At 38.6% G+C, this 739-nt stretch carries 1 protein-coding gene; it reads left to right on the top strand.

Going from position 1 to position 739, the window contains the following annotated elements; all coding sequences use genetic code 11:
• Positions 1-22 precede the first annotated feature (22 nt).
• Positions 23-739, top strand: a 717-nt coding sequence (locus IEY73_RS34615; protein WP_229716432.1) for a class I tRNA ligase family protein, incomplete at its 3' end; no start/stop codon positions are given.

Consider the following 739-nt stretch of genomic DNA (forward strand, 5'->3'; position numbering starts at 1 on the left):
GTCTAAGGGCAATGTGGTGTCTTTGGACAAGCTGCTCAAAACGCATGGGAGCGATGTGGTGCACTTGTGGGTAGCGTTTAATGACTACCAAAACGATTTGAGGGTTTCTCAAACCTTTTTCACCCAAACAGAACAGCATTATAAAAAATTCCGCAACACTTTGAAATTCTTACTCGCTAATTTTAGCGATATGGATCTTAAGAATTTAGAACGCTCCCATAACTTCAGCCCTTTAGATCATTTTATATTAGAGGCTTTAGAAACCATAAGCGCTGGAGTCAATAGCGCGTTTGAAGAGCATGATTTTGTGAAAGGCTTGAATATTTTAATGGCGTTTGTTACCAATGAATTGAGCGGGATTTATTTAGACGCTTGTAAGGATAGCTTGTATTGCGATAGCAAAAATAATGAAAAACGCCAAGCCATTCAAATGGTCTTACTCGCTGCGGCTAGTAAATTGTGCTACTTTTTAGCCCCGATTTTAACGCACACGATTGAAGAAGTTTTAGCGCATAGCCAAGCGCTTCGCATTTTTTTACAAGCCAAAGATGTGTTTGATTTAAAAGACATTATCGTTTCAGAAAAACTCCACCTTAAAGAGTTTAAAAAACCAGAAAATTTTGAAGCCGTTTTAGCCTTGCGCTCTGCCTTTAATGAAGAGTTAGACCGATTGAAAAAAGAAGGTGTCATTAAAAATTCGTTGGAATGCGCTATTGAAGTGGGAGAAAAAGCGTTGTGT

This window comes from Mangrovihabitans endophyticus (assembly GCF_014646155.1).
Classification (GTDB): Bacteria; Actinomycetota; Actinomycetes; order Mycobacteriales; family Micromonosporaceae; genus Actinoplanes; species Actinoplanes endophyticus.